The sequence below is a fragment of the Thalassospira sp. CA1 genome (assembly GCF_059052855.1).
Map to the genome: position 1 here is coordinate 152,698 of NZ_JBZCIA010000007.1, position 17,858 is coordinate 170,555.

Consider the following 17,858-nt stretch of genomic DNA (forward strand, 5'->3'; position numbering starts at 1 on the left):
TGGCTGGGGAACCTGGATTCGAACCAGGACTGACGGAGTCAGAGTCCGTAGGTCTACCGTTAACCTATTCCCCAACAAAACTTGGTCCACCGTGTGCGACGTGCGGCGCGGTGTGGGCCGCTATGTATAAAACCCGCCCGGTTTTGGCAACCCCTTTTTTGTTTCCATCTGGTCAACCATGCGATTACCGCATACGGGATTTGCCTTGCCGGGGATTGTCGTTACACTCATATAGTTGATTCGCGAGATCGTCACATAAATATCATGATGATCCGCAATATAGAAATTATGCGCGTAACAGAAGGCAGGTTTTCGAACGGTGAAGCACCAATCCCCCCATAGCAACTCGCACAGGGGCAGCAGCCCGGCAGGCGGCGCTGCAATGGGCGGGCATGCCGTGCTTGATGGCCCCGACAAACCGGGCATGCCGCAACCGGGAACCGCCGTTCAGGTCCCCGACGGTGGCGCAAAGTCATCGCGCATCGTCGATTGCATTACAGCCCCGCTTTATGCCGCGATTGATTTGGGCAGTTCAAACTGCCGGCTTCTGGTCGCGCGTCCGTGCAATGATGGCTTTAAGGTGATTGATGCCTTTTCGCGTGTCGTGCGCCTTGGCGAAGGTGTGCGCGAAAAGGGCTATCTGTGTGAGGCGGCGATGGATCGGGCGATTGATGCGCTTCGGGTCTGTGCCAAAAAACTGCGCCGTCATCCGGGGGCAAAGCTTCGTGCCGTTGCGACCGAGGCCTGCCGGACTGCCAATAACCGTGATGAATTTGTTCGTCGCGTTTTCGATGAAACCGGTATCTCGCTTGATATCATCAATCCGGATGAGGAAAGCCGTCTGGCGCTTCAGGCCTGCTCGGCCCTTCTGGATGAGCGTCCCTATGCGGTGGTGTTTGATATTGGCGGTGGCAGTACGGAGATCTGCTGGATCAAGGTCGACAAGACCGGCAAGACCCAGTGCATTGAAACCCTGTCCATGCCGTGCGGTGTTCTGTGCCTGACCGAACGTTATGCCACGGTCGAGGAACGCCGCGAACGGTTTGAAGCCATGCGCACCGAAATCCGCCAGCGTCTTGAAGAATTTGCCAAGCGTAATTGCTGCTCGGACATGCTTGATGATGACAAGGTTCAGATGGTTGGCACCTCGGGGACCGTCACCACATTCTGTGGCATTGCCCTTGGTCTTGAACGTTATGAACGTCACAAGGTTGATGGTTCTGATTTGCGGTTTGATGATGCCGAACGCGTGACCGAGCTTTTGCTGCGCATGGGATCGGACAAACGCAAGGGCCATCCGTGCATTGGCAATCAGCGCGCCGAACTGATGGATGCCGGGGCGGCGATCTTTGCCGCGATTCGTGATATCTGGCCTTTGGCGACGCTTAAGGTCGCCGACCGCGGACTTCGCGAAGGCATTCTGGTCGATTTGATGCGCGCAGATGGCCACGCTATTGACCCATGCGACGCACGCCGTCATACAGTGTCGCATATTCCGGCTTCTTCCTGATCGGTTGACATCCATGTCCCGGCAGGTCTGGCCAAAACAGAATTCAGTTCAGGATAAATCATGAGCGACAATCGCAGCGGAAAAGGCGGGCAGCGCCGCCGCAAGGGTTCGGCCATTGCAGCCATCGACACCGGCGCACGCCGTGGCCTGCGTACGCGTGTAAAAAGTGCCAAGGGGCGCAAGATTTCCTCGACCCGCTGGCTTGATCGCCAACTTAATGACCCGTATGTGCAGGAAGCCAAGCGTCTTGGCTATCGTTCGCGTGCGGCCTTCAAGCTGATTGAAATCAACAACCAGTTTGATCTGCTGCAACCGGGCATGCGCATCGTTGACCTTGGTGCGGCCCCTGGCGGCTGGACGCAGGTGGCGGTGGATATGGTCGGCTCCAAACATGGCAAGGGTCAGGTTGTCGGCCTTGATATCCTTGAATGGGAAGGCATTTCGGGTGCGACCTGTTTGCAGGCCGATTTCCTTGATCCCAAGGCGCCGGACATGATCAAGCACGAATTGCAGGGCGCGGTTGATGCCGTGATTTCCGATATGTCACCGGAAACCACCGGCCACCGTCAGACCGACCACATTCGTATTATTGATCTGGTCGAACATGCCTTGCTGTTTGCCGAGGAAGTTCTGGCACCGGGCGGCATTTTCATTGCCAAGGTGTTCAAGGGCGGTACCGAGAACGAGCTTCTTGACCGTGTCAAAAAGAACTTCCGCGTGACCAAGCACGCCAAACCGCCAGCATCCCGCCCCGAAAGTCCCGAGGCCTATCTGATCGCAACCGGTTTCCGCGGCCAGAATAACGCCGAGGACGACATCAAGAATGCCGAAATCCGCGAAGACGACAACTGGTCGCCGATCGAATAGACATCAATAAATTATTCCAATATCCACAATGGGATAGACTGGAATAGTTATAATTCTTCAGGCATTGTTGCGTTACATCAAACCCTGATCGCGCCCAAGGCGTTAATGATCAAGGTGGCAAGAAGTTAATCTTGCATTCCGGGTGGAACGGGCCATGTGGGGTGGCCATTGCTTGTGGGGTTTATCTGATGAAACAGGACAATCTTAGCCTGACAGGGGTCGAACGTCATTTTGACGAGCATGAGATCATCGTCTCAAAGACCGATCTCAAGGGCAGGATTACATATGCCAACGACACGTTCCTGCGTGTCGCCGGATACCGTGAACGCGATATCCTCGGTCAGCCACACAGCATCATCCGCCATCCCGATATGCCAAGGTCGGTCTTTGCCCTGCTGTGGCAAACCATTGAGGCCGGGCGCGAGATTTTCGCCTATGTGATCAATCGCAGTGCCAATGGCGACCATTATTGGGTCTTGGCAAACGTTACGCCAAGCTTCGGTCCGGATGGCAAGATCATCGGATATCATTCCAACCGCCGCGTGCCGCGTCGTGATGCGGTCGAAAAGGTCATCCCGCTTTACAAGGCGCTGTGTGAAGAAGAGGCCAAGGAGGCCAACCGCAAGGAAGGCATGGCGCGCGGGATCAAGATGGTCACTGACCTGCTGAATGACGCTGGCATGGATTACGACCAGTTTGTCTTTAGCCTTTAGGTCTGCGTTTCCAAGGCTTGCATATGCGAAAATGAAAAAGGGGCTCGCCTGACGGCAGCCCCATCGACCAGTTTCTAACGGAATGCGCAAAATAAAGCATCAATAAAATCACAGGGCTGTTATGGGCGCACAAAACTTGGCATTTGGGGCATAACGTGTATAAATTCCGCGCCAACTCAGATTAACGAGGTGGCCAGATGACCCGCATTGCCGAAGCCCTGACGTTTGACGACGTATTGATCAAACCCGCAGCATCAGAAGTGCTGCCTGCTCAGGTGCAGACCAACACCCGCATTACCAAGAATATTGAACTCAGAATCCCGCTGCTTTCCTCGGCAATGGATACCGTTACCGAAAGTGCAATGGCGATTGTCATGGCACAGCATGGCGGCATGGGGGTCATTCACAAGAACCTCGATATCGCACAGCAGGCCGAAGAAGTTCGCCGCGTGAAAAAGTTCGAATCGGGTATGGTCGTCAACCCGATCACCATTCATCCTGATCAAACGCTTGCCGATGCGCTCGACCTGATGGATGCCAACCACATTTCCGGTATTCCGGTTGTCGAACGTGGTTCGAACAAGCTGGTCGGCATTCTGACTAACCGCGATGTCCGTTTTGCGTCCAACCGTTCGCAGCCGGTTTCCGAACTGATGACCCACGAAGGTCTGGTCACGGTCACCGAGAATGTCGACACCACCGAAGCCAAGAAACTTCTTCACCAACACCGCATCGAAAAGCTGCTTGTTGTGGATGAAGCCTATCGTTGCACGGGCCTGATCACGGTCAAGGACATCGAAAAAGCCAAACTCCACCCGAACGCTTGTAAGGATGAAAGCGGTCGCCTGCGCGTTGCCGCAGCAACCGGTGTCGGCGAGGCCGGCTTTGAACGCGCCGCTGCCCTGATTGAGGCAGGTGTGGACGTTCTGGTTATTGATACCGCACACGGCCATTCGGCCGGCGTGATCAAGGCGGTTGAGCAGATCAAGGCCCAGGTTGGCGATACCCAGATTATTGCCGGTAACGTCGCCACTGCAGACGCTGTCAAGGCGCTGGCAGAGGCCGGTGCAGATGCGGTCAAGGTCGGTATCGGCCCGGGATCAATTTGTACGACACGTATTGTTGCCGGTGTTGGCGTGCCGCAGCTGACTGCTGTTCTTGAATGTGGTGAAATGGCCCATAAGCTTGATATTCCGATCATCGCTGATGGCGGCATCAAGTTTTCTGGCGACATTGCCAAGGCGATGGCGGCCGGTGCCAGCACCTGCATGGTTGGATCGCTTCTGGCCGGTACCGACGAAGCACCGGGTGAAGTTATCCTGTATCAGGGCCGTTCTTACAAATCCTACCGTGGTATGGGTTCGGTCGGTGCGATGGCACGTGGCTCGGCCGATCGTTATTTTCAGCAGGATGTTCAGGATAACCTCAAACTGGTTCCCGAAGGCATCGAAGGCCGCGTTCCTTACAAAGGCCCGGCTGGTCAGATCATCCATCAGCTGGTTGGCGGTCTTAAGGCATCCATGGGCTATACCGGTTCGGCAACGCTTGCGGACTTCCGCGAACGTGCAGAATTTGTTCGCATCACCAATGCGGGCCTGCGCGAAAGCCATGCACACGACGTGACCATCACCCGTGAAGCGCCGAACTATCGTCCGGGCGGCTGATGGACTTGCGCCTGCTGATTGGCTGACCAGCCTTGCGTTTGACGCTGTTGGCGAATGGTCTTTGCCATGATATGAGGCGCATTCAAATTTCGATGACGGCAGGCCTTCCTGCCGTCATCAGCTTTTTTATCGTAGAGTGATTGTTTGCTTCCCATATGCGAAGCAGTCTTTCACCCGCAAACAGGTTGGATTTTACGCTTTGAAACCCGGTGCCCGCATAGCAGCCGTTATCGAACTTTACGATGGCTGGACCCATAACCGAGATGACGCCGACCGCGTTGTGTCAGGCTATTTCGGATCACGCCGGTATATCGGCGGCGGGGATCGTCGTGAAATCAGCGAACGTTTCTATAACCTGATCCGTCATCAGGCGCGTCTGGGCTGGTGGCTGGCGGAATGCGATTATCAGTTCCAGGACGGTCGTGCGCGCATGATCGCCGATCTGGTGTTGCATGACGGTTTGACCACCAGCGACATCGAAGACCGTTTCTGTGGCGAACAATTCTGCCCCGATATTTTGCGTCCCAATGAAAAGCATCTGATCAACAAGCTTTCGGGCAAAACACTTGATCATGATGCGCAGCCCGGTGCGGTAAAGGCCGAATTGCCGAAATGGCTTTATACCGAACTGATGAAGCTGCATCACGAAAACCTTGCAGCAGAAATGGCGGCGTATAACCAGCCTGCCAAACTTGATCTGCGTGTGAACCGCCTGCGCGGTACTGTGGAAGATGCGATCAAGTCGCTGAAGGCTGATGGCATCAAGGATATCGAACGCACGCCCTATGCCCCCAATGGCCTTCGTTTACCACTTGGTTTGAACATGCTGGTTACGGCCGCCTACAAAGACGGCCTGATCGAAATTCAGGACGAAGCATCGCAGATTTGTGTTCATCTGGTCGACGCCAAGCCGGGCATGACGATTTTGGATATGTGTGCGGGCGGTGGCGGCAAGACGCTTGGTCTTGCAGCGGACATGCGTGGCAAGGGCCGTATTCTTGCCTGTGATACCCATGGCGGTCGTTTGGACAATGCGCGCAAACGTGCACGTCGTGCCGGGGCAGGTGATTGCATCCAACAACGCATCATTGCCGATGAACGTGACAGCTGGCTGCGTAACAAGTCGGGCTTCTTTGACCGGGTGTTGCTTGATGTGCCGTGCTCGGGCCTTGGGACGCTGCGTCGTAACCCGGCACTGCGCTGGCGGATTGGGCAGCGTGACCTGCGCGGCCTGATGGCTGAACAAAGCAAAATCCTTAAGGCCGGTGCCGCCAAGGTCACCAAGGGCGGGCGCCTGATTTATGCGACCTGTTCGATCATGCCCGAGGAAAACGAACGTCTGATCGAAACCTTCATGCGTGATCGTAAGGATTTCAAACCGGTGCCGGTTAACGAAATCTGGCCGGATGCGCCAAAATCAGTGCCTGTACCGGGCGGCAAGGACAAGCCGTGGCTGCGTTTGTCGCCGAATGTGCATGGAACGGACGGTTTCTTTGTTGCGGTGTTCGAGCGCACCGCAAAAGGCAAGGTAAAGTAATGACACTGGCGGTAATGGCATATGGAACCCAGTCCCAGCCTCAGACCGCCCTTGTTCTGCCTGCAAATCAAAAGGCCCTGCGAGTGATGCTCGCAGGGCCGATTTTGTTTAACCGTCAACGCGCTTATGCGTTATTCGGTGGTCTGTACCGGCTCGTCAAAGATGGTGCCGGCGCCAGTTGCACTACCGTCGCTTCCTTTGGATGCGTCGCCGTTCTCAAGGTTTTTCATACCCGGAACGATTTCTTCGGCGCTATCAGGGATCAGGTCTTTGCCGTTTTGCGCAGGTGCGGTTTCCTCAGCACCGATCAGGGGCAGGCTGGTGCCGCCGTCTTTCTGGGTCATGGCGATTGCGGTCGCCGTGCCAGCAATCAGAATAAGGCCAGCAATGGCCATGGCGATTTTGCTACCGGTGGAAGTGCTCATGATGATGTGTCCCTTGCGTTGATCAATCGTTTGATGCTCGTGCTTGGACGCGGTGTTTCCCGCGTTCCGTTAGGACAGATACTGCGCGCCCATTGCGCGGAAAAAAGGGACCAATTGTGGGGTTTTCGGGGTGCTCTGCGCGCAAATCCGCCGCAATTGCACCGCGACACCCGTAACAACAAGACAAGTTTTTTGAATGCATCGTTGGGGGACCATCTGCGCCGGGTTGCCCATCACGATGGTTTGGCGTATGTACGGCGCAACCCAATCTTCGACGGAGATACGGCCCGATGACTGATCGCGTGCTGATTATTGATTTCGGATCCCAGGTCACCCAGCTGATCGCACGTCGCGTGCGCGAAAGCGGTGTCTATAGCGAGATCCATCCTTTTAACAACATCTCGGATGCGTTCCTGGATGAATATGCCCCCAAGGCCGTGATCCTCTCGGGTGGCCCGGCATCTGTCCATTGGGACAAGGCCCCCTCGGCACCGGCAAAGGTGTTTGAGCTCGGCGTGCCGGTTCTGGGCATTTGCTATGGTCAGCAGACCATGGTCAATCAGCTGGGCGGCAAGGTTGCGACCTCTGATCATCGTGAATTCGGTCGTGCCTTTGTCGATGTGATCGAAGATTGCGATCTTTTCAAAGGTGTCTGGGCCGAGGGTGCCCGCGAACAGGTCTGGATGAGCCATGGCGACCGCGTTGACGCGTTGCCCGATGGTTTCCGCGTTGTTGGTAAATCCGAAGGCGCACCGTTTGCCGCCATCGCCAATGACGAAAAGAAATTCTATGCCGTTCAGTTCCACCCGGAAGTGGTCCACACCCCGCATGGTGCGCAGCTTCTCAAGAACTTCACCCATGGTGTTGCCGGGTGTTCTGGCGACTGGACCATGAATGCCTATAAAGACGATGCGATTGACAAAATCCGCAAACAGGTCGGCGATGGTAAGGTCATCTGTGGTCTTTCGGGCGGTGTTGACAGCTCCGTCACCGCGGTTCTGATCCACGAAGCGATTGGCGATCAGCTCACCTGTGTGTTTGTAGATCATGGCTTAATGCGTTCGGGCGAGGCCGATCAGGTCGTCACCCTGTTCCGTGATCATTACAACATTCCGCTCGTGCATGTTGATGCGTCTGAAACTTTCATCGGTGCCATCGAAGGCGAAACCGACCCGGAAGTAAAACGCAAAACCATTGGCCGTCTTTTCATCGAAGTGTTCGAAGAAGAAGCCAAGAAAATCGGTGGTGCAGACTTCCTGGCACAAGGCACGCTCTATCCCGACGTGATTGAAAGTGTGTCCTTTACCGGCGGTCCGTCGGTCACCATCAAGTCACACCACAACGTCGGTGGCCTTCCGGAACGCATGAACATGAAGCTGGTCGAACCGCTTCGTGAACTGTTCAAGGACGAAGTCCGTGACCTTGGCCGTGAACTGGGGCTGCCCGACAGCTTTGTCGGCCGTCACCCGTTCCCTGGACCGGGTCTTGCCATCCGTATCCCGGGCCAGCCGATCACGCGTGAAAAGCTTGATGTGCTGCGCAAGGCAGACGCGATCTATCTCGAAGAAATCCGCAATGCCGGGCTCTATGACGCGATCTGGCAGGCTTTTGCCGTGCTTCTGCCAGTCCGCACCGTTGGCGTGATGGGCGATGGTCGTACATACGATTACGCCTGTGCACTGCGCGCAGTCACGTCAACCGACGGCATGACCGCCGACTTCTTCCCGTTCCCGCCGGAATTACTTGGCCGCATCGCCAACCGGATCATCAACGAAGTTAACGGCATTAACCGTGTGACCTATGACTTTACTTCGAAGCCACCGGGAACGATTGAGTGGGAATAGGTTTTCGGCTAGCTAGAAAATCTCAGAAGCCATGGCTTTGAAGAAGGCTTTGGCTTCTGCTTGATTTCAACTGGAAGAGATAATTTTAGCCGCAATAGTTTATTGAATTACGGTCGTTGTTTAACTCTAGTCATCTTCAGGCAGCAGGCAAAATGGCAAGCTCCCAATCTGGCCAGCAAAGCTCGTCCAAACGTGTTCTTTTTCTGGGATATGATCGAGACCAAACATCTCTTATTGATGTTCTCTCAGAGGCCGGGTGTGATGTTGATCATTCAGTCGATCCAATAGAAGAAGTCGACTACGATCTGATTGTAAGTTTTGGCTATCGTCACATAATAAGCCAGAACACGCTTAATCGCATCACCTGTCCGATTATGAACCTCCACATCTCTTATCTCCCTTATAACAGAGGGGCTCATCCCGGTTTTTGGTCTTTCTTCGATGACACGCCGTCAGGTGTTACCATACACCTTATTGATGATGGTCTTGATACCGGGCCTGTTATTTACCAGAGAAAGGTAACTTTTGATGCAGGAGAAGTTACTTTCTCTGACGCACACCGACGCTTGGTATCAGAGATTGAGGAGCTTTTCGTTATTCATCTCGACGAGCTGTTGGCGGGCAAATGGAGAGCGGTTCCTCAGTGTGGGGAAGGTACCAAGCATTATGTGAAGGATTTGCCTCGCGAGTTTGCCGGTTGGAATAGTGAAATCGAAACCGAGATAGCGAGGTTACGAGAAATTATTGAGGGACAAAATGGCAATAGATAACGTTTGCATTGATGGGCGGGAAATTTCCCGATCAAACAGGCCTTATATAATTGCTGAAGTGTCTGCGAACCATAACGGTTCGCTTGAGCGCGCACTTGAAACCATCAAGGCTGCTAAAGAGGCTGGCGTTGATGCAGTCAAGATTCAGACCTACACGCCTGATACGATGACAATCCCTTGCAATAAGGAAGATTTTCAGATCAAGAAGGGCTTGTGGAAAGGGCGCACGCTCTACGATCTGTATGGCGAAGCCTACACCCCGTATGAGTGGCATGCAGAAATGTTTGCCTATGCCAGAAAGATCGGGGTTACGCTTTTCTCTTCACCATTTGACGAGACGGCAGTGGACCTTCTTGAAGAACTTGGTGCCCCCGCTTACAAAATTGCCTCTTTCGAACTTGTTGACCTGCCCTTGATTGCGTACATCGCCAAAAAAAGTAAGCCGATGTTAATGTCAACAGGAATGGCAAGCCTCGAAGAGGTTGGTGAGGCCATTGAAACTGCGCGGTTGAACGGCTGCAATCAAGTTGCCATTTTTCACTGCATTAGCAGCTATCCAGCTCCGATCGAACAATCGAATATCAATAACATACCGTTCCTGCGAAAGGAGTTTGGGGTTGAGGTTGGCTTGTCTGACCATACTCTTGGTAACGTAGCGAGCATCGTGGCGACCTCAGTCGGAGCATCTGTCATTGAAAAGCATTTTACGTTGGATAGGTCAGAAGGAGGCGTAGATAGCGCCTTCTCGCTTGAGCCGAACGAAATGAAGGATTTGGTTGAAGCTACAACTGACGCATTCTCTGCGCTTGGCAACGCCGAATTCAAACGCGCGCAAGCCGAAACAGAAAACAGGATTTTTAGAAGATCGCTGTATTTTGTCGAAGATCTTAAAAAAGGTGACGTGATCAATAATCATCACGTCCGCAGAATCCGGCCTGGATTTGGTTTATCCCCCAAATATCTGCCAGAAATTATTGGAGCGACGGTTACAGAAGACGTGACAAGTGGCGATCGTGTAACCTTTGAGAAAATTTCACGTCCCGCAAAATGAAGAATAGATCAAACCATTCTATGGCGGTTCTTGTTCTGGCGCATTTGATGGAGCGCAATGGAGAACTGGGTGAAGAAACAAAAAAACGTGTAGACTTGGCTGTTTCGCTTTTCCGCGAAACTAAAGCCAGTCACTTCATCACGACCGGATGGGATTATCGAGACGACTCTGATCTCAAGATCGGAGAGGTGATCAGGGATTTTGTGATCGATAAACATCATCTCGACCCAGCCTGCGTACTTACTGATATCAATTCGAGGGATACGGTAGGTGATGCCTATTTCGTTAAGCGTAACATCGTTGGCAAAATGGGGTTCACGCGGTTGTTGGTTGTGACTAGCGGATATCATGTTAGGCGAACAAGCGAAATATTCGACCGCTTCTACGGGGCTAGCCTCCAAATTGATGTTTTCGGTGTTGATGTGCCAAATAACAATGACGAGGCAATCGCAGCACATGAAACGGCGTCACTGCTGGCTTTTCGCTCGACCTTTGAAGGGGCGGACTTAACTTCAGATGAGGATATCTTCAGAATTCTGGTGACCAAACATCCTTTCTACAATGGGGCTATATATCCCTCATTATAGAAGACTAAGAATTAGTATTGCGGAATGGAGACTAGGAAACGGAACATGCGAAGGAAGCGCCGTTTATTTCGAAGTTAGTTCGAACCCGGCCCTTCTGACCCGCAATCCCCGCTGGAGTTGCAAGCATTTGACAAAGCCTGCTGCACGCTGCGCTGCCAGTTAAATGTCAGGCAGGACGACAGGGTCAATATGGCGGTCAATGCGATGATCAGGCGAAGCGGGCGCATGGGATCATTGCCTTTATTCTCTGCGAAGGGCGGGTAGGCCGACACCGGTGGTTTCGAACCCACCGTCGGCGGCAACAATCTGTCCGGTAACAAAGCTTGCCTTTTCAGAGCAGAGGAAGTGAATGACTTCGGCAATTTCGTTTTCAGTGCCGTAACGTCCCAGCGGCATGGCGTCAAGATAGGCGGAGATGATTTCAGGCGAGTGGACGGCCATCGCCAGTTTAGTTTTGACCGGGCCCGGGCAGACGCAGTTGGCGCGAATGCCATATTCGCCAAGTTCGGCGGCCTGTTGTTTGGTCATGTGAATGACCGCTGCCTTTGATGTGCCATAGGCCACGCGGAGTGTCGATGCCCGAAGGCCGGAGATCGAGCCGATATTCACAATCGCACCCTTGGTTTCCTTGAGTGCCGGTATGGTCGCCTGGGAGACAAGGAACACGCCATCAAGGTTGGTTTCCATGATCCGGCGCCAGGTGACGAAGCTGGTATCCTCGACCGGCAAAAAATCGGCAACACCGGCATTGTTGATAACGGCATCAAGCCTCCCAAAAGCCGAAAGCACCGCATCGACCATCTGGTCAACCTGTGCGGGGTCGGAGACGTCATACTCAAAGGCCGAAGCGACATCCGAAACGGTTTTTGACGCAGCATCCAGTTCTGGTCCGTCGCGATCAATCATGGCGACTTTCCAGCCCTGATCGATAAACAGTTTGGTGGTGGCAAGGCCAATTCCGCGTGCGGCCCCGGTGACCAATGCGACTTTCTGCGTCATGTAAAACGTCCTTTCCTGAAGCGTTCCCTGTTGCCGCTGCATTGTGCGCGGCATTGTTTGTCGTCATTTAGGCAAAACCGAGGACGCCCGGCAAGCATATGATCCATCGCAGATGTAAATCATCCGGGAAATCTAGGCGAAAAACAGTTGGGACGCGTAAACCAGCATCGAAAACAGGCTGACGAAATAGGCAATCGAGCGCACGCCATTGATGCCCGGAAGTCGGGTGATGCCAACAAGATAGAAACCGCCATGTGCAAGGCGTGCCACAAGGAAGATGGTGGTGCAGGCAACGGTAATGCCATTGGACAGACCGATGGCATGTGCCGTCAGCACGATAATCGCAAAGGGAACAAGGTTTTCCAGATGGTTCTGATGGGCTCGCACGCCGCGTGCGGCCATGCCAGTCCGTTCGGGCAGGGAGTCACGGTTGCCCATGAGGCGCTTGCTGCCCACACCAGGCTGCTTGGCATAGGCATAGTTATATGCCCATGGGAAGGCGAGGCAGAGAAGTGCGTTAAGAACCAGAATGGTTAATTCGTAAGTCATTGGCAAACCTGATCTTTGAGCTGGTTGTATGACCTACGTTCTCTGGACAGTTGATAGATCAGTTGTGGCGACTTTTAAATTGCGAGCGGTGAAGGATCGGGTGGTGCCAGATCGACTGATTTTATAGGGCCAAACCGTCTTTTGGCTCCATCAGCTCTTGTCGCGCTCATACTTGTTGTCTAGCGTCGGGGTAACAATATGAGCACCCCGCCCTCGGGCGCAGGTGTGCCATCCGATCAGGAAAGCGTCCCCGGAAGTTTCAGTGCATTTCGATTAAAGGGCTATGGCGTTGGCAAATATTCAGGACAAGGCCCGTGTGGTCATTATCGGCGGTGGTGTGATTGGCTGTTCGGTGGCCTATCATCTGACCAAGCTTGGCTGGAAAGATGTTGTCTTGCTTGAGCGCAAGGAGCTGACATCTGGCACCACATGGCATGCGGCCGGCCTTATCGCCCAGTTGCGCGCAACCGCCAACATGACCCGCCTTGCCAAATATTCCCAGGAGCTTTACGGCACGCTTGAGGATGAAACCGGGGTTGCTACAGGTTTTAAACGCGTTGGCGCCATCACCGTCGCGTTGACCGAGGACCGCAAGGAAGAACTGTTTCGTCAGGCCGCCATGGCCCGTGCCTTTGGCGTCGAGATTGAGGAGATTTCGCCCGCCGAGGTCGGAGAATATTACCCGCATGTCAATCTGGATGGTGTAACCGCGGGTGTCTATTTGCCAAAGGACGGGCAGGGGGATCCGGGGAATATCGCGTTGTCATTGGCACGCGGTGCGACCAAACGCGGTGCGAAAACCCATAGCCGCACCAAAGTCACCAGCATGACCAAAACGGGATCGCGCATAACCGGTGTATCCTGGCAATCCGAAGATGGCGATCAGGGTGAAATTGCCTGCGATATGGTGGTGAACTGTGCGGGCATGTGGGCGCGTGATGTCGGTAAGATGGCCGGGGTCAACGTGCCGCTGCATGCATGTGAGCACTATTACATCGTCACTGATAGCGTTCCGGATTTGGGTGATTTACCGGTTCTGCGCGTGCCCGATGAGTGCGCCTATTACAAGGAGGATGCCGGTAAAATCCTTTTGGGAATGTTTGAGCCCAAGGCAAAGCCATGGGGCATGAACGGTATTCCCGACAGTTTCGAGTTTGATGAACTCCCGCCCGATTTCGAGCATTTCGAGCCAATTCTTGAAATGGCGATCAACCGTTTGCCGCTTCTGGGGCAGACCGGCATTCATACCTTTTTCAATGGCCCGGAAAGCTTCACACCCGATGACGCCTATCACCTTGGTCTGGCGCCGGGCATGGATAATGTATGGGTGGCGGCCGGGTTCAATTCCATCGGCATTCAATCGGCCGGTGGGGCCGGGATGGCGCTGGCGCAATGGATGGAAGACGGCGAGAAGCCATTTGATCTTGGCGATGTCGATATTGCCCGCATGCAGCCATTTCAGGGTAACAAGACCTATCTGACAGAACGTGTGTCAGAAACGCTGGGTTTGCTGTATGCCGATCACTATCCATTCCGGCAAAAGGCAACGTCGCGCGGTATTCGCCGCTCGCCGCTTCATGAACATCTGGCAAAGAATGGAGCGGTATTCGGCGAGTTCGCGGGCTGGGAACGTGCCAACTGGTTCGCCAACCCGGGGCAAAAACCGGAATATGAATATAGTTGGAAACGCCCCAACTGGTTTGACAATGCCAAGGCAGAGCACCTGGCGATCCGAACCGGCGTTGGCCTCTATGACATGTCGTCCTTTGGCAAAATCCGTGTCGAAGGCCCGGATGCAACGGCCTTCCTTAACTACATCTGCGGTGGGGAAATGGACGTTCCGGTGGGCAAGATCGTCTATACCCAGTTCCTGAATAGGCGGGGCGGGATCGAGGCTGATGTAACCATCACCCGCCTGTCGGAGCTGGCTTATCTTGTTGTCACACCGGCGGCAACGCGGCTGGCTGATGAAACGTGGATGCGCCGCCATATTGGCGATCATATGGTTGTCATCACGGATGTCACAGCGGGCGAAGCAGTGCTTGCCGTTATGGGGCCGAAATCGCGTGATCTGCTATCAGCCGTATCGCCCGACGATTTCTCCAATGCCGCCAATCCGTTTGGCACGGCACAGGACATCGAAATCGGCATGGGGATCGCCCGCGCGCACCGTGTTTCCTATGTCGGGGAACTGGGCTGGGAGATTTATGTCAGCACCGATATGGCGGCCCATGTTTTCGAAACGCTGCTGGCAGCGGGTGAGGGGCATGGCCTGAAACTGTGCGGTCTGCAAATGATGGATGGTTGCCGGATCGAAAAGGGCTTTCGTCACTTTGGGCATGACATCACGTGTGAAGATCATGTTCTTGAGGCCGGGCTTGGCTTTGCGGTTAAAACCGACAAGCCTGATTTTATCGGTCGGGCTGCTGTTTTGTCCAAGCGCGACAGTGGTTTGGAACGAAGAATCGTGCAGTTCCGACTGAGTGATCCGGAACCGCTTTTGTTCCATAACGAACCGATCTTGCGCGATGGTAAAATCGTCGGTCACCTTACATCGGGCGCCTATGGTCATCATCTGGGTGCTGCCGTCGGGATGGGTTATATCGGCTGTGAAGGCGAAACTGCCAACGACATTCTGGCGTCAAACTACAGCATTGATGTCGCCGGCACAGTGGTTGGCGCCCAAGCATCGCTGCGTCCGTTCTACGACCCATCCGGGGATCGGGTGAAGTCGTAGAAGCAGGGAACTTCTTCGAAGTTTGTCGTGCTCGGTCAGCATGCAGTGGCCGGGCACTAGTCTGGTTGAAACTCCAGAAGATCACCGGGTTGGCAATCAAGTTCCCTGCAAATGGCAGCAAGCGTTTCAAATCGCACACCGCGGACTTTGCCGGACTTCAAAAGCGACAGGTTCTGTTCGCTGATCCCGATCCGGGCGGCGAGGTCCTTGGATTTCATCTTGCGGGTGGCTAGCATGACGTCCAGCCGAACAATAATGGCCATTAGACGAAGCTCCGATTTTCGTCATCAATGCGGGCGGCTTCGCCCAGCACCCAGGCAATGACGATGATCAGCCCGCCCAGAAACAGCGTGCTGGCCTCGGCATTGCTCAGCCCGATCGACAGAACCCGTTCACCTGCCGGGCGATGGAAAGTCGCAAGGACCGAGGTGGCAGCACCGGTCAGCGGTTTGATCAGGGTTTGCGCCAGAAGGGCAATACCAAATGCCTTGAGGTGCCTGATGGGTTCAGGCTGGAAAATGGCGTTATGAGCGAAGGCACCAAACATCTTGCGCAAGCGATACAGGCCATAGGCCAAAACAAGTGACGGGATCATCATCACCGCCATGGTGGCGTATTTCTGCGAACCGGACAGGGCGTGAAGATCGGCTAGGCTGACGGTCATCTGGCTGGTGCTGGCTTCAACCCAACCCGGCGCATACCAGACGAGTGGTACGACGAGGAACTGAAAAATGATCGCGATGGCGCAGATCCAATAGAGAACGGTGCTGATGGTGCGCACATTCTTGAGTGTATCAGTGGTTTCTACGTTTGACATGTGTGGGGCTCCAGAGTGATATTATTTCGAATTGTTTGATTTAATTAATGCAAAACATGAATAAATTATCGAAATGAGTCAATGTGGTTTATTTTCGATGCGATATCAGGAGGCTTGTTCCGCGCTAATTTTCACGTGTCTCTTGCCTTGTGGCGGAAGGCATGGAAAATAACCCACATGTCAGAGAGCAAAACAAAAAACAATACGTCCGTTAGCGTAACCGATGCAGATGGTTGTCAGGAATGCGACACTGCAGCCCGCCTTGGTCTGAGCACCAAACAGGGAGAAGCTGTAACCCGCGATGCATCACGCGCAACCGGACAGGCGCTCTCGCTGCCCGATATTGAGGCGGCGGCAAAGATTTTTGCGCTGTTGGGGGATGCCGGGCGTTTGCAGCTTGTTCTGCGCTGCATGGAAAAGCCTCAGACTGTTTCGGAACTGGCAGAAGCAACCAATATGTCGCAATCGCTATGCAGCCATCATCTGCGCCATTTACGCGATCAGCGCATTCTGGCCTCTGAAAGACGCGGACGTCATATCCTTTATCAGATCGATGATGATCATATCTCACGCGTGGTGCGTGATACCTTTGCGCATGTGACGCACGACTAGTTAATTGCAGGACGTCTTTGTTCTCAATGCCAATTTAAAATAAGGATACGCGAGAACCATGAGCCAGAACCCATTGGTATTACCTGTTTTCGTAGGTGGTAGTGGCCGAAGTGGAACTTCTCTCATGGGGGACTTAATCGGATCTCATCCCGCGTTCCATCTACCTGTTCACGAGAACAAGCTCATCGTCGAGCGCGCCGGTTTGCGTGATCTCATACGTGATTTGTCCGGAATGCCCGATCTTATGCGACGCCATTTCGCCATTCTGCACTTTTATGCAAGGGCACAAAAGTTGCGCAGTTTGGCTTTCCGGGAAGCGGCTCTGAATGAGCAGGTTAAAAGCCAAATGACCGCAAATGGTGCATCATTTCATCAAGCGTTTGAACATGTGCAACGTCAACACCCGCAGGCGAACGGGTCTATCCACGCGATCGGACAGGGTTTCGGGCTTGCCAATTTTGATAAGTGTGTGAATGAGCTCGTCAAAAAACTGACTGTGCATATCGATCAGAACGGGATTGTCGATACAGACGGATTGCTGAGGCCCTTTTTTGTCACGCGACAGTTTGATCGTGCAGAAATGGTGAATATTGCACGGAATTTCATTTGCGATCTCTATGGCGGCAAATCGCAATTGCGTTGGGTCGATGATACGCCGTCGAACTCACTTGCCGTCGATTTCCTTGCAGAGCTGTTCCCTGATATGCGGTTTGTGAACATGATCCGATCGCCGGCGGATACGATCAGTTCCTACGTCAAACAGGTCTGGTTCCCGTCCGATGTGAAGTTGGCAGAGCAATATATCTGCTCGAACTTGCTGGCTGCTGAAAAGCTGATGGCAGGTTTACCAGAGCATTTGACCCTGACGGTCCGTATGGAGGACCTTGTAGAGCAACCAGAAGAAACACTCGCAAAGCTTGCCGAATTTCTAAATGTTCCCAATGAATTCAACCAGCAGCTCGTTAAAAGTGATGCCGCGCATATTGGCCGTTCAGAAAGTGATCCTGAAATCCAGGATGCACTGTCAGAGGATCTGAAGGCGTGGATGTCACGTCACGACTATACCTGAAAACCTCATCGGGTGCTGAATATGCAATAAGGACATTCAAATGGTTGTTTGAATGTCCTTGACAGTCGTCCATCTGCAAAATACGTTTGCCTTAATACATGAATGAA

Annotated in this window: 17 protein-coding genes and 1 tRNA gene; 12 read left to right on the forward strand and 6 right to left on the reverse strand. The window is 53.6% G+C overall.

What is annotated here, in order from left to right:
* Positions 1–74 (reverse strand) — tRNA-Gln (locus AC5Q5A_RS13420).
* 308 nt (positions 75–382) lie between these two features.
* Here AC5Q5A_RS13420 and AC5Q5A_RS13425 point away from each other — a divergent pair.
* The 5 genes from AC5Q5A_RS13425 (at position 383) to AC5Q5A_RS13445 (ending at position 6,291) form a co-directional block, all read left to right on the forward strand.
* Positions 383–1,510: a Ppx/GppA phosphatase family protein gene (locus tag AC5Q5A_RS13425; RefSeq protein WP_008892171.1), complete on the forward strand. Its 1,128-nt coding sequence runs from the start codon at positions 383–385 to the stop codon at positions 1,508–1,510.
* A gap of 60 nt (positions 1,511–1,570) precedes the next feature.
* On the forward strand, positions 1,571–2,377 hold the full coding sequence (locus tag AC5Q5A_RS13430; RefSeq protein WP_008892170.1) for an RlmE family RNA methyltransferase: 807 nt from the start codon (positions 1,571–1,573) through the stop codon (positions 2,375–2,377).
* Positions 2,378–2,565: 188 nt separating this feature from the next.
* The gene (locus AC5Q5A_RS13435) at positions 2,566–3,090 is read left to right on the forward strand and encodes a PAS domain-containing protein (RefSeq protein WP_040824713.1); all 525 of its coding nucleotides are present in this window, start codon (positions 2,566–2,568) and stop codon (positions 3,088–3,090) included.
* Positions 3,091–3,287: 197 nt separating this feature from the next.
* Positions 3,288–4,754: an IMP dehydrogenase gene (gene guaB / locus AC5Q5A_RS13440; protein ID WP_064782292.1), complete on the forward strand. Its 1,467-nt coding sequence runs from the start codon at positions 3,288–3,290 to the stop codon at positions 4,752–4,754.
* Between the two features lie 199 nt (positions 4,755–4,953).
* Positions 4,954–6,291, forward strand: coding sequence for an RsmB/NOP family class I SAM-dependent RNA methyltransferase (locus AC5Q5A_RS13445; protein ID WP_008892167.1), 1,338 nt, complete (start codon positions 4,954–4,956; stop codon positions 6,289–6,291).
* A gap of 131 nt (positions 6,292–6,422) precedes the next feature.
* Here AC5Q5A_RS13445 and AC5Q5A_RS13450 read toward each other — a convergent pair whose 3' ends face one another.
* Positions 6,423–6,716: a hypothetical protein gene (locus AC5Q5A_RS13450; protein WP_493895583.1), complete on the reverse strand. Its 294-nt coding sequence runs from the start codon at positions 6,714–6,716 to the stop codon at positions 6,423–6,425.
* Positions 6,717–7,006: 290 nt separating this feature from the next.
* On the opposite strand from AC5Q5A_RS13450, the gene guaA reads away from it, so the two are divergent.
* From guaA to AC5Q5A_RS13470, 4 genes are all read left to right on the forward strand, one after another.
* On the forward strand, positions 7,007–8,560 hold the full coding sequence (gene guaA / locus AC5Q5A_RS13455; protein ID WP_493895584.1) for a glutamine-hydrolyzing GMP synthase: 1,554 nt from the start codon (positions 7,007–7,009) through the stop codon (positions 8,558–8,560).
* 152 nt (positions 8,561–8,712) lie between these two features.
* The gene (locus tag AC5Q5A_RS13460) at positions 8,713–9,330 is read left to right on the forward strand and encodes a formyltransferase family protein (protein WP_493895585.1); all 618 of its coding nucleotides are present in this window, start codon (positions 8,713–8,715) and stop codon (positions 9,328–9,330) included.
* Positions 9,317–10,381 carry a pseudaminic acid synthase gene (gene pseI, locus AC5Q5A_RS13465; protein WP_493895586.1) on the forward strand — a complete coding sequence of 355 codons (1,065 nt, stop codon included), beginning with the start codon at positions 9,317–9,319 and terminating at the stop codon, positions 10,379–10,381. Before AC5Q5A_RS13460 ends, pseI begins: the two co-directional genes overlap by 14 nt.
* Positions 10,382–10,401: 20 nt before the next feature.
* A complete protein-coding gene (locus AC5Q5A_RS13470; RefSeq protein WP_493895587.1) occupies positions 10,402–10,968 on the forward strand; it encodes a YdcF family protein in 567 nt (188 codons plus the stop codon).
* A gap of 240 nt (positions 10,969–11,208) precedes the next feature.
* On the opposite strand, the gene AC5Q5A_RS13475 is transcribed toward AC5Q5A_RS13470, so the two are convergent.
* Entirely contained in the window at positions 11,209–11,967 is a 759-nt protein-coding gene (locus AC5Q5A_RS13475) for an SDR family NAD(P)-dependent oxidoreductase (protein WP_493895588.1), read from the reverse strand.
* A 132-nt stretch (positions 11,968–12,099) separates the two neighbouring features.
* A complete protein-coding gene (locus AC5Q5A_RS13480; RefSeq protein ID WP_493895589.1) occupies positions 12,100–12,516 on the reverse strand; it encodes an MAPEG family protein in 417 nt (138 codons plus the stop codon).
* A gap of 283 nt (positions 12,517–12,799) precedes the next feature.
* Between AC5Q5A_RS13480 and AC5Q5A_RS13485 the strand changes: the two genes are divergently transcribed.
* Positions 12,800–15,253: a GcvT family protein gene (locus AC5Q5A_RS13485; RefSeq protein WP_493895590.1), complete on the forward strand. Its 2,454-nt coding sequence runs from the start codon at positions 12,800–12,802 to the stop codon at positions 15,251–15,253.
* A 56-nt stretch (positions 15,254–15,309) separates the two neighbouring features.
* Here the strand turns inward: AC5Q5A_RS13485 and AC5Q5A_RS13490 are convergent, their stop codons facing one another.
* Together AC5Q5A_RS13490 and AC5Q5A_RS13495 are read right to left on the reverse strand one after the other, a co-directional pair.
* The gene (locus tag AC5Q5A_RS13490; protein ID WP_493895591.1) at positions 15,310–15,516 is read right to left on the reverse strand and encodes a helix-turn-helix domain-containing protein; all 207 of its coding nucleotides are present in this window, start codon (positions 15,514–15,516) and stop codon (positions 15,310–15,312) included.
* Positions 15,516–16,070, reverse strand: a complete 555-nt coding sequence (locus AC5Q5A_RS13495) for a DUF2975 domain-containing protein (RefSeq protein WP_493895592.1) — start codon at positions 16,068–16,070, stop codon at positions 15,516–15,518. The genes AC5Q5A_RS13490 and AC5Q5A_RS13495 overlap by 1 nt, the downstream gene beginning before the upstream one ends.
* 177 nt (positions 16,071–16,247) lie before the next feature.
* Here AC5Q5A_RS13495 and AC5Q5A_RS13500 point away from each other — a divergent pair, with 177 nt between their 5' ends.
* Entirely contained in the window at positions 16,248–16,682 is a 435-nt protein-coding gene (locus AC5Q5A_RS13500) for an ArsR/SmtB family transcription factor (RefSeq protein ID WP_493895593.1), read from the forward strand.
* A 58-nt stretch (positions 16,683–16,740) separates the two neighbouring features.
* Complete coding sequence (locus tag AC5Q5A_RS13505; protein WP_493895594.1) at positions 16,741–17,751, forward strand: sulfotransferase family protein; 1,011 nt, start codon at positions 16,741–16,743, stop codon at positions 17,749–17,751.
* The last annotated feature ends 107 nt before the right edge of the window (positions 17,752–17,858 follow it).

Excerpts from the sequence above, each read along its gene's own strand:
- AC5Q5A_RS13425 (WP_008892171.1), top strand. The coding sequence starts at position 383 with ATGGGCGGGCATGCCGTGCTTGATGGCCCCGACAAACCGGGCATGCCG.
- AC5Q5A_RS13430 (WP_008892170.1), top strand. The coding sequence starts at position 1,571 with ATGAGCGACAATCGCAGCGGAAAAGGCGGGCAGCGCCGCCGCAAGGGT.
- AC5Q5A_RS13435 (WP_040824713.1), top strand. The coding sequence starts at position 2,566 with ATGAAACAGGACAATCTTAGCCTGACAGGGGTCGAACGTCATTTTGAC.
- guaB (WP_064782292.1), top strand. The coding sequence starts at position 3,288 with ATGACCCGCATTGCCGAAGCCCTGACGTTTGACGACGTATTGATCAAA.
- AC5Q5A_RS13450 (WP_493895583.1), bottom strand. The coding sequence starts at position 6,716 with ATGAGCACTTCCACCGGTAGCAAAATCGCCATGGCCATTGCTGGCCTT.
- guaA (WP_493895584.1), top strand. The coding sequence starts at position 7,007 with ATGACTGATCGCGTGCTGATTATTGATTTCGGATCCCAGGTCACCCAG.
- AC5Q5A_RS13460 (WP_493895585.1), top strand. The coding sequence starts at position 8,713 with ATGGCAAGCTCCCAATCTGGCCAGCAAAGCTCGTCCAAACGTGTTCTT.
- pseI (WP_493895586.1), top strand. The coding sequence starts at position 9,317 with ATGGCAATAGATAACGTTTGCATTGATGGGCGGGAAATTTCCCGATCA.
- AC5Q5A_RS13470 (WP_493895587.1), top strand. The coding sequence starts at position 10,402 with ATGGCGGTTCTTGTTCTGGCGCATTTGATGGAGCGCAATGGAGAACTG.
- AC5Q5A_RS13475 (WP_493895588.1), bottom strand. The coding sequence starts at position 11,967 with ATGACGCAGAAAGTCGCATTGGTCACCGGGGCCGCACGCGGAATTGGC.
- AC5Q5A_RS13480 (WP_493895589.1), bottom strand. The coding sequence starts at position 12,516 with ATGACTTACGAATTAACCATTCTGGTTCTTAACGCACTTCTCTGCCTC.
- AC5Q5A_RS13485 (WP_493895590.1), top strand. The coding sequence starts at position 12,800 with ATGGCGTTGGCAAATATTCAGGACAAGGCCCGTGTGGTCATTATCGGC.
- AC5Q5A_RS13490 (WP_493895591.1), bottom strand. The coding sequence starts at position 15,516 with ATGGCCATTATTGTTCGGCTGGACGTCATGCTAGCCACCCGCAAGATG.
- AC5Q5A_RS13495 (WP_493895592.1), bottom strand. The coding sequence starts at position 16,070 with ATGTCAAACGTAGAAACCACTGATACACTCAAGAATGTGCGCACCATC.
- AC5Q5A_RS13500 (WP_493895593.1), top strand. The coding sequence starts at position 16,248 with ATGTCAGAGAGCAAAACAAAAAACAATACGTCCGTTAGCGTAACCGAT.
- AC5Q5A_RS13505 (WP_493895594.1), top strand. The coding sequence starts at position 16,741 with ATGAGCCAGAACCCATTGGTATTACCTGTTTTCGTAGGTGGTAGTGGC.